Here is an 8,612-nt window from a genome sequence, read left to right as displayed (position 1 = left end):
ACCCGTCACCCACGAGGTCTGCCAACGATGGATACGCTTCCTCCGGACATCGATGGCCTCTGATGCCGAAGCAGACGAACGTTAAACGACAAGCTCAGACACCGTCCCGGAACCTCCGGATCGAAGGTTGGGGACGGCGTCTGAGGAGCGCCCCCCTACAATCCTGTCGAGGTCGCGACCGCACGCTCAATGGGACCGGACCCCGCATGCCAGTGGCGCAGACGACAATCCCCGCATGACCTCACCTCAGCACCTTCAGGCCCTCCTCGCCGATTTAGGACTTGAGCAGGCAGCCACGTTCACGGCCGTGCACGGCGGTGACGAGGACGCTGTCATCCGGCTCTTCGGCGGCAACCCCGAGCAGTGCCGCCCCCTGCGACTGGAAGAACTGCGCGAGCACTACGAGAGGGACCTCATCCTGGTCTCCCGGTCCGGACCAGCCGTCGTCGTCGTGGAGAACAACAACCACCAAGGGTCTCGCGAGGAGGTACTGCGCCCGCTCTCCCGGCACGGCCGCACCGCCAGCGCCTACTGGAACGTCAACGCGCTCTCCCAACTGACCCTGGCCGAAGGCGGGCTGATCTCCTGCGCCTTCGAAATGATCGCGCCCGAGCACACCACGTTCGGCGCGCGCCCCGGCGCCTGGCAGCCCCTGCTGGAAGGCCTGGACCTGGACGACTACGAAACCCGTTGGGGAGCCGGCCTGATGGCTGTCGAGCGCGCGACCGGTGCGCGATTCGACAACTCCTGGATACTTGGCCCGCACCGCGCTGTGGAGATCACGCGGGTACCGGAGTCCCTGCTGGGGCAGGGACTCATCGACTCGCCCCTGCTCAAGCGGGAGCCCTTCATCAGCTATCTGGCCGACTTGAGACCCACACTGCTGAAACCGATGCGGCGCCACGCCCTGGACCTGGCCCTCGCACATGCCGGCCTACACGAACACCCGCTGGCCGTGGCAACACTGACAGCCGCCGCTCTCCCGGCCGGCGAGAGAGTGCGGCTGCGCGAGGACCTCACTGCCGCCCACGACCATGCGCACACTAGGGCTCGCGCCATGCTGATCGGCGAGCCGGAAAACTTCGGACCCGAGTGGGAACGCCCCTCCCACCTCGTCTTCCGCCAGGCCATCGTCTTCGGTGTCCTCGCCCAGTGCGTCGCCGCCCATCTGCCCACCCCAACGGACGGGTTCCCGGACATCCTCGGCTCCTTGGATACGGCGATGACCGGGGACGGCGCACGCGCCCATGAGTTCTGGATGGTCAAGTACCTGCACGATGCGGCACGAAGAGCAGCCTGACCCGCGCCGGCGGCCACCGCACCGCCAGACGCCGGCGAACTTGCCGGGAAGATATCGGCCGTCAACCACAGGAGAACCTCCATTCCGAGGTTCCAAAACGGGTTGTCAACGCACCGTGCGGCGTGCCGGTCCGCGCCCGCGCGCCACCGCACGGGACATCCGGTGCGGTGGCGCTCTGGCTGTTTGGTAAGCGCTGGTGTCTGCTGTTGGTAAAGACGAGCTGCGATGGGTCTTCGGGTGGGACGTTGGCCCTGGGTATCTGTCCCGTCACATGCTCTGACCTGTGGGAACAGCCGCCGCACGCGTGGTTTTCCGTTGTGCCACACGTGTCCCACTCAGAGCAAAGCCCCTTGGCTCCCCGTATCCTCACCTGCCGGGATAACGGGGCTGCACCTGCCGTCAGCTCTGGGCCATGCAGACGCCGCCGTCGTGGCCGAGACGGCTGAGGAGACCATCGAGCACACGCTGGCCCGGATGTTTTTGCAACTAGGGCCACCCCCCAGAAGCCACAGAGCAGGGCTACAGCCCGGTAGGCGGCAGCGACGGAGGCAGGCGGCAGTGAGCGTGGAAGACGGCAACATCCCCGCCCCTCCTCCACAAGGTGACCCAGTCGTTGCCGCAGGTCTGGAGATCGCAATGAAGTGGGGCGCCGCACTTGGTGGCCCGGAACACCTCAAAGTCGCCCTTCAGGCCCTTGAGCCTCAGCTGAAACGCGAACACCAACTGCGGCTGAAACAACTGGAAATACAGCGTGAAACACCAGAAGGCAAACTTGGACGGCAAGGGAACGGCGTCAGCACGTCTTTCGTATAACGGGTCTGTATCTGGGTGCAGTCATGGGCTGTTCTTGAGTAGCTCTGATCAGTGACTGAGCGCAGGCTGTGGAGATCGTTGCCCATTGCCGGGGTGATCGATGCCCGGCTGTTCAGGGGCAGTTGACAGTATGCTTAGGGTGACGGGCATGGTGCGCGCTGTGGTGTTCGATGTCGGGGAGACGCTGGTCGATGAAAGTGAGCTGTTTGGCGGCTGGGCTGACTGGCTGGGGGTGCCGCGGCACACGTTTTCGGCACTGATCGGAGCGGCGATCGCCCGTGGTGGGGGCTTTGGAGAGGCGTTCGAGATGGTCCGGCCCGGCTTTGACTTTCGGGTCGAGGACCGGTTGCGGGGAGAGGCCGGGGTGCCGGATCGTCTCCGCGAAGAAGATCTTTACCCGGATGCCCGAGCGTGCCTGCAGGAGCTGCATGACCTGGGCGTCTGGGTGGGTATCGCCGGGAACCAGCCGGCGCGGGCCGGGCAGGATCTGCGATCCCTGCGATTGCCGGTGGACCTGGTGGCCACTAGCGCGGAGTGGGGGGTCAGCAAGCCCGACCTGGGGTTCTTCGAGCGGGTGGTGACGGTCGTGCCGTTCCCGGCCGAGGAAATCCTGTATGTCGGGGATCGGGTCGAGCGTGATGTGATCCCGGCGAAGAAGGTCGGACTGCGGACTGCGCTGCTGCGTCGCGGGCCGTGGGCGTATCTCCAGGAAGGCGACGACGGCGGGGCGGATCTGTGGCTCGATGGACTGGCAGCTCTGCCGGCGTGGATCGCCGGCCAGCACTGAGTTACTGGTGATCTTCGCGTGTTTGCCGGCCGGCTAACGCCCTGCCGGACAGCTCAGCGCACGGGCTGTTCACGAGTACGGCTGTTCAGCATGGACGCGCAGCAGCTCGGGGACCGCGTTGCGCAAGCCCGTCGGCAAGTCCCGGCCCCCAGGGATGCAGCTGGCCAGGGGTGAGGCGTGGTGGATGCGTCGGCAGGGACATTTGCTGTTGATCCCGGTATGCGTAATTGAGGGATGTTGGGATCTGTTGGCGACATTTCATGATCCCCTCCTACAGTATGGGGTGAACTGTCTGCCAACTCGGTTGGATTGCTTGCGAGTTGATGGACTCGGGCCTCGCAGGGAGAGGCGGCTCGCGATGTCGTTGCTGGAAAGGTTGCAGGCCAGGGCGTCCGCAGCGCGGGTGCGGGTGGAGGAGCTGCGCGACGAGATGGCGGCTCTGGGGAAGGAGCTTGCCGCGCAGGAGGCAGAGCTTGCCCGCTGGGGTGTTGCTGAGGGGGCGGTGCTGCAGCTGATGGAGGAAGAGGATCTGGCCGCAGGGCGTGATCTGCCGGGGATGAGCATGCCGCCGACGGTGGCCGCGGTGGTGAAGGAGCGCACGGTGGTATCGGCCCCGGTCACGCTGGCGGACGGCAAGGTGTTGCGTGAGGCGAACGAAGGGGTAGTGCTGGCGCTGGCATCGGCGGGGCGTCCGTTGCGGGGAAGGCCGATCTGTGAGGCCGTGGGCTGGGAGACCGGTCATCGGGCGGTGGAGCGGATGCGGGTGAAGCTCAAGAGCCTGGTCAAGCAGGGGCGGCTGACCGAGGAAGAGGTGGGCCTGTTCGCGATCGCGCCTGGGGTCGGTGACGCGCCGACTGAGGCTGGGGCGGAGAACGACTCTCCGGATCACATCGGGTGAGGCGGCGCCACCGGGAGGGCTAGTCCCGGTGGCGCCTGGTTGCGAGAGCGCCCTGAACAGTGAGAAAGAGGCTCGTCGCGTTCCCGACGATAGTGGTGTTGCAGCGTTTTGGGTTCGCTGAGCCGTAACTTGGCTCTGACCTGCCGTTATTGCAGGCGGTGAGCGGGAGCCGGAAGGGCTTTGGCGGCGATGGCCGGACAGCTACCGGCGCGCAAGCGGCGGCCACAGCGGGGTGTTGAGGCCCGCCTCAAGGCGGGCGACGGTGGCGACGTCGGGCCCGGTCCGGCCGTCGAGGACGTCACCGATGGTCTGCCGGTTGATGCCCAGCTGGTCGGCGGCCGTCCGTCGGCTCCAGCCGCGGGCGTTCAGAGCGGCGGCCAGGCGGCGGGCGATGGTCTGGACGACTGCTGCGGCGACGTCGTCGACGAAAGCGTCGGGCCAGTCCTGCGGATTGCGGGCCAGTTCCCGGGGCGCACGGGAGCGCGCCGTCCCTCCGACCATGCTTCCACGCTCCTGCTGGTTGAAGTCGTACGCGACTTGAGTGGCAGGTTGTCCTGCCACTATTCGTGGTCCATGGCACTCGATGCGGCCACGTCTTCGGTCATCGACGGGTACGCCCCGCGGGAGGCGTCCGCCGTCTGGGATGCGGTCGGCCCGCTGGTGAGAGCGGTGGTGGCCGCCACCGTCGCGCGGCTTTCCGTACTCGGTGGAGGATCTGCTGCACGTCGTCGCCCGGCTGGCCATCTGGGCGGAGGGCCGCGGTGTGGTCCGTGATCCGGCGGCCTGGCTGCGGGACGAGACGATCGACGCGTTCGTGCTGACCGGCTGCACGGGCCTGACGCCCAATACCATGCGCACCTACCGGGCCTGGCTGCGGCAAGTCCGCGCCGTCCTGGTCTGGGAGCACGACGGCAGCAGCGAGCCGCTCAGGCTGGCCGCCCCGCCCGCACCAGCCGCTCCCTACGAAGTGGACGAGCTCGCCCAGCTCCGCTCCTGGGCCGAGCGGTTGAAGCCCGCCCGCAGTCGGACGCGCTGGCACTGCTGGCACTGGGCGACGGCATGGGCCTGGCTCCCGGCGAGGTCTCGCGCCTGCGTGGCAGTCACCTTCGGTGCACGCGATCGGGGGCCTGTGTGCTGGACGCCGCGGTGTTCGGCCGGCTCGTGGTGGCCCGCGCAGAGTGGGAGGACACCCTCATCGGCCTGGTCCGGCAAGCCGGAGACGATTTCCTGTTCCGGCCCGGCCACCGGGACCCGCCGCCGGACAACCTGATCGCGTCCTGGACCTGGCAGCACCGGCCCGAGGCCCCGCTGCCCGGCCTGAACGCCCGGCGCCTGCGGGCCTCGTGGATCGTCTCGTTGATGCGGCGCCGGATCGACGCGGGCGTGATCGCGGCGGCTGCCGGGCTCGCCTCGACGGCTTCGCTGGCCCGCTACCAGCATTTCGTCCCCCCCGTTACCTTTTTCGTGGCGCCGCAATGGGGCCTCCGGCCTTCGGGTCCGGCATGACTTCCCCCGCTTGTTGTTCATGATCCGGGGGGTGGTGTCACCGGGTCCGGAGGCATCGACGGACCGCTGGTGAGGGGCTTGAGCACCGGCTTCACCCAAGGCCGGAAGAGCTCTCCGTAACGTGGATGTGGCAGCTCGGTGCCCAGGCAAGGCCGGACGTGAACGTGATGGAGGGGCCTGCACGTGATCGACACCGGCGACATCGACGTCTTCCTCGGCCTGGACGTCGGCAAGGGCGAACACCACGCCACCGCCGTCACCCCGGCCGGCAAGAAAGCCTTCGACAAGCGCCTGCCCAACACCGAACCCAAGCTCCGCGAGCTGTTCGCAAAACTCCAGGCCAAGCACGGAACGGTGCTGGTCGTGGTCGACCAGCCGGCCTCGATCGGCGCCCTGCCGCTGGCCGTTGCGCGGGAGATGGGCTGTCCGGTCGCCTATCTGCCGGGGCTGACGATGCGGCGGATCGCTGACCTCTACCCGGGCGAGGCCAAGACGGACGCGAGGGACGCGTTCATCATCGCGGACGCGGCCCGCGCGATGCCGCATAGCTGCGGGCGATCGACGGCGAGGACGAGACGATCGCCGAGCTGGAGATGATCGTCGGCTTCGACGACGACCTGGCTGGCGAGGCGACCTGGGTCGCGAACCGGCTGCATGGCCTGCTGACCCAGATCCATCCGTCGCTGGAACGAGTGCTGGGGCCGCGGTTGCAGCACCCGGCCGTCCTGACGCTGCTGGAACGGTTCGGGTCACCGGCCCAGATCCGCAAGGCGGGGAGGCGGCGGCTGGTCATGCTGCTGCGGCCGAAGGCACCGAGGATGGCCGAGCGTCTGGTCGAGGACATCTTCGCCGCGCTGGATGAGCAGACCGTGACCGTTCCGGGGACCGAGGCGGCCGCGTTGATCGTCCCGAGCCTGGCCGCCTCCCTGGCGGCCGTGCTCGACCAGCGCAAGCTGCTGGCCGGGCGGATCGAGGAACTGTTGGAGGCCCACCCTCTTTCGAAGGTCCTGACGTCGATGCCGGGAGTCGGCGTCAGGACCGGAGCACGGATCCTGATTGAGGTCGGCGACGGCAGGACCTTCCCGACCGCCGGCCACCTCGCCGCCTACGCCGGTCTTGCCCCGGCCACCCGGAGCTCGGGCTCCTCGATCCGCGGCGAACAGCCCTCCAGGAGAGGAAACAAGCAGCTCAAGGGCTTTCTTCCTCTCCGCGTTCGCTGCCCTGGGCGACCCCGCGTCCCGGGCCTATTACGACAAGAAGATCGCCCAGGGCAAGCACCACACCCAGGCCCTGCTCTGCCTCGCTCGACGCCGGGCCGACGTCCTGTTCGCGATGCTCCGTGACGGAACCTTCTATGAACCGCAATCGTCGGCCGCAGTCACCTGACCTGCGGGTCTGCGAGGAGAACGACTCGATCGGCCTCGACATCGAAGCCGAGCACTGGATGGGCATGGTCGCCTTCCGGGTCCATCAGCACGGGCTTGTTCAGCCGCCTTCCGATCTCCCGGAGGAAGCCGCAGAACACATCAAGTCGCTCCTGGCCCTGCAACTCCCGCAGGTCGACGTCGAAGTCGACTTCGTTGTCGGCATAGAACCGGAAGATCGCCAGCACATCGGCCGTCGGCCAGACCCGCAGGTTCGGGCACTCGGCGTCCGCCGGGCGGGCACGACCTCCGCCCGGGGCACCGGAAGCACCGCTTCTCCCTCGGAGTACTGGCACTTCCAGCCCTTCTCCGCGACCAGGTCGAGGACCGCCTGCCAGTCCTGCACCGAGGCATTCGGGACACGCATGTCCGGCAACGATCCCATCAAGTCCGGGTCGAAGAAGCACTTCACGTCATCCCACAACAGATCAGCCACCCGGCCATGCTGCCCGCCTCACCGACCCAGCGCGCCCCCGTTTCCCTTGACCAAAGACATAGGGGCACCCCCCCCGGGCCCAGCACACAGGAGATGGCCCGACTGTTGCGGGGACACCGGTGAAGGCCCCGGAGCCGGGTCACCGGGCCGCGTTCGCAAGCCGCCCACGCCCGGTGACCGATGCCCCGGCCAGGATCCCGGACTCCAAGGTCTTCCAACTGGCCGCGTTGCTGGACCGCTCCGGGGCGCTCGCTCCGGTCATCAGGGAACTGGACGGACGCCCGGGCCCGGCGGGGCTGGCTCCGCGAACAGTACTGACCGGGCTGCTGCTGGCCCTGCACTACACCGGCAAAGCCACCCTGGCCGAAGCCTGGCGCCACCTGGCCTTCAACCTCTCGCCCTTCGCCCAGCAACAGCTCGGCATCGCCGGGGTCCCTCCGCAGGCGCTCTCCCGACGGGTCTACCGGTCCTTCGACCGCGTCACCTCCGTGCTCGACCCGGCCCGCTGCAACCGCCGACGCCGACTCCCCCTGACCGAAGCCGCCGTCTTCGCAGCAGCCTGGGAGGACGACGACCCCGAGCACCTCCGCAAGAAGGCAGTCCTGCAGCAGATCTGCACCGCGTTGATCACCGAAACGGTCCGGGCCGACCGCAGATGCGGGGCCCTGAAGCACTGGCGCGGGGACATCGGCATCGACGCGACCCCGTTGGCCAGTTGGCACCGGCCCGCCAGCCACCGGCGCCAGCTCGCCTCCGTCGACATCACCGCGGGCTGGCACTACAGCGGCGGGTCGAAGAAGGTTCCTCACCGCACGCGTCGACCGGCTCGAAGCCGAACTCGCCGAGATGAACTTCGCTTTGCCGGTTGGCCCCTTGCAAGGCGACCCTCAGCACCGCAACGCCCTGCATCATGGCGATGCAGCGGTGCTGTGTGACTGGGACACCGTGGCGTATGGCCACCCGGAGTGGGACTTGGTCACGATCGAGGTTCACTGCCGCCGCTTCGGTTACGGCCCGGAGCACTACGAGGACTTCGCCACGGCGTATGGGTACGACGTCACTACGCTGACCGGTTATCCGACACTGCGTGACCTCCGCGAATTGCGAATGGTCACTACAAATGCATGCAAAGTACACCACGCGCCGGAGAGCATCCACGAAGTTCTGCGCCGCGTACACGGCCTGGAAAACGAAGACTTGGGCATGCGCTGGCGCATTCTCTGACGAAGGCTCCGCACGTTTCAGCGATCCGTGCTCGCGGGAAGTCGCACCAGTGAGCGTCCCTGCCGAGCGGTAGCGGCACGGAGTTCCTTGACTCCGCTGGTGTGGGGGTGGCGTTGTGCCAGCTGGTCGACGATGCTGCGGATCGCGGGGCGGTCTCGGACTTCGCCGGGGCTGGCTCGGTAGGCGTCCAGGAGGGAGCGGGCGGCCTGCTCCGGCCGTCCCCA

8 protein-coding genes and 3 pseudogenes are annotated in these 8,612 nt (G+C 67.8%); 8 read left to right on the top strand and 3 right to left on the bottom strand.

Annotated features, from left to right (window positions below; translation table 11 throughout):
* Positions 1-235: 235 nt before the first annotated feature.
* The 4 genes from IG54_RS0136725 to IG54_RS39580 all read left to right on the top strand — a co-directional run bounded on the left by IG54_RS0136725 (position 236) and on the right by IG54_RS39580 (position 3,798).
* Complete coding sequence (locus tag IG54_RS0136725) at positions 236-1,300, top strand: DUF6461 domain-containing protein (RefSeq protein WP_158709008.1); 1,065 nt, start codon at positions 236-238, stop codon at positions 1,298-1,300.
* A gap of 558 nt (positions 1,301-1,858) precedes the next feature.
* Positions 1,859-2,113 carry a hypothetical protein gene (locus IG54_RS42385; RefSeq protein WP_158709007.1) on the top strand — a complete coding sequence of 85 codons (255 nt, stop codon included), beginning with the start codon at positions 1,859-1,861 and terminating at the stop codon, positions 2,111-2,113.
* 148 nt (positions 2,114-2,261) lie between these two features.
* Positions 2,262-2,900, top strand: a complete 639-nt coding sequence (locus IG54_RS0136715; RefSeq protein WP_030795354.1) for an HAD family hydrolase — start codon at positions 2,262-2,264, stop codon at positions 2,898-2,900.
* A gap of 358 nt (positions 2,901-3,258) precedes the next feature.
* Positions 3,259-3,798 carry a hypothetical protein gene (locus IG54_RS39580; protein ID WP_051820463.1) on the top strand — a complete coding sequence of 180 codons (540 nt, stop codon included), beginning with the start codon at positions 3,259-3,261 and terminating at the stop codon, positions 3,796-3,798.
* Positions 3,799-3,999: 201 nt separating this feature from the next.
* Here the strand turns inward: IG54_RS39580 and IG54_RS38825 are convergent, their stop codons facing one another.
* Positions 4,000-4,359, bottom strand: a complete 360-nt coding sequence (locus tag IG54_RS38825) for a helix-turn-helix domain-containing protein (RefSeq protein ID WP_234336480.1) — start codon at positions 4,357-4,359, stop codon at positions 4,000-4,002.
* 570 nt (positions 4,360-4,929) lie between these two features.
* Here IG54_RS38825 and IG54_RS39575 point away from each other — a divergent pair.
* Both IG54_RS39575 and IG54_RS38815 read left to right on the top strand, forming a co-directional pair.
* Positions 4,930-5,304 (top strand): hypothetical protein, encoded by a 375-nt coding sequence (locus tag IG54_RS39575; protein ID WP_051820461.1) that lies wholly within the window; start codon positions 4,930-4,932, stop codon positions 5,302-5,304.
* A 183-nt stretch (positions 5,305-5,487) separates the two neighbouring features.
* Positions 5,488-6,690: pseudogene (locus tag IG54_RS38815) on the top strand (IS110 family transposase).
* Here IG54_RS38815 and IG54_RS38810 read toward each other — a convergent pair.
* Positions 6,683-7,164: pseudogene (locus IG54_RS38810) on the bottom strand (hypothetical protein). The pseudogenes IG54_RS38815 and IG54_RS38810 overlap by 8 nt on opposite strands.
* A 173-nt stretch (positions 7,165-7,337) precedes the next feature.
* Here IG54_RS38810 and IG54_RS38805 point away from each other — a divergent pair.
* Both IG54_RS38805 and IG54_RS0136680 read left to right on the top strand, forming a co-directional pair.
* A complete protein-coding gene (locus IG54_RS38805; protein WP_158709006.1) occupies positions 7,338-8,099 on the top strand; it encodes a hypothetical protein in 762 nt (253 codons plus the stop codon).
* On the top strand, positions 8,011-8,388 hold the full coding sequence (locus tag IG54_RS0136680) for a hypothetical protein (RefSeq protein ID WP_324615452.1): 378 nt from the start codon (positions 8,011-8,013) through the stop codon (positions 8,386-8,388). Before IG54_RS38805 ends, IG54_RS0136680 begins: the two co-directional genes overlap by 89 nt.
* A 17-nt stretch (positions 8,389-8,405) precedes the next feature.
* Here IG54_RS0136680 and IG54_RS43365 read toward each other — a convergent pair.
* Positions 8,406-8,612, bottom strand: a pseudogene (locus tag IG54_RS43365) (hypothetical protein); the annotation flags it as partial.

Source organism: Streptomyces sp. NRRL S-920, assembly GCF_000717945.1.
Lineage (GTDB): Bacteria > Actinomycetota > Actinomycetes > Streptomycetales > Streptomycetaceae > Streptomyces > Streptomyces alboniger.
The sequence above is the reverse complement of the archived record's forward strand: the minus strand, read 5'-3'. Positions and strand labels throughout refer to the sequence as shown.

What these genes read in the sequence shown, in the direction of transcription:
- IG54_RS0136725 (WP_158709008.1), top strand. Translation starts at nt 236, where the DNA reads ATGACCTCACCTCAGCACCTTCAGGCCCTCCTCGCCGATTTAGGACTT.
- IG54_RS0136715 (WP_030795354.1), top strand. Translation starts at nt 2,262, where the DNA reads ATGGTGCGCGCTGTGGTGTTCGATGTCGGGGAGACGCTGGTCGATGAA.
- IG54_RS39580 (WP_051820463.1), top strand. Translation starts at nt 3,259, where the DNA reads ATGTCGTTGCTGGAAAGGTTGCAGGCCAGGGCGTCCGCAGCGCGGGTG.
- IG54_RS0136680 (WP_324615452.1), top strand. Translation starts at nt 8,011, where the DNA reads ATGAACTTCGCTTTGCCGGTTGGCCCCTTGCAAGGCGACCCTCAGCAC.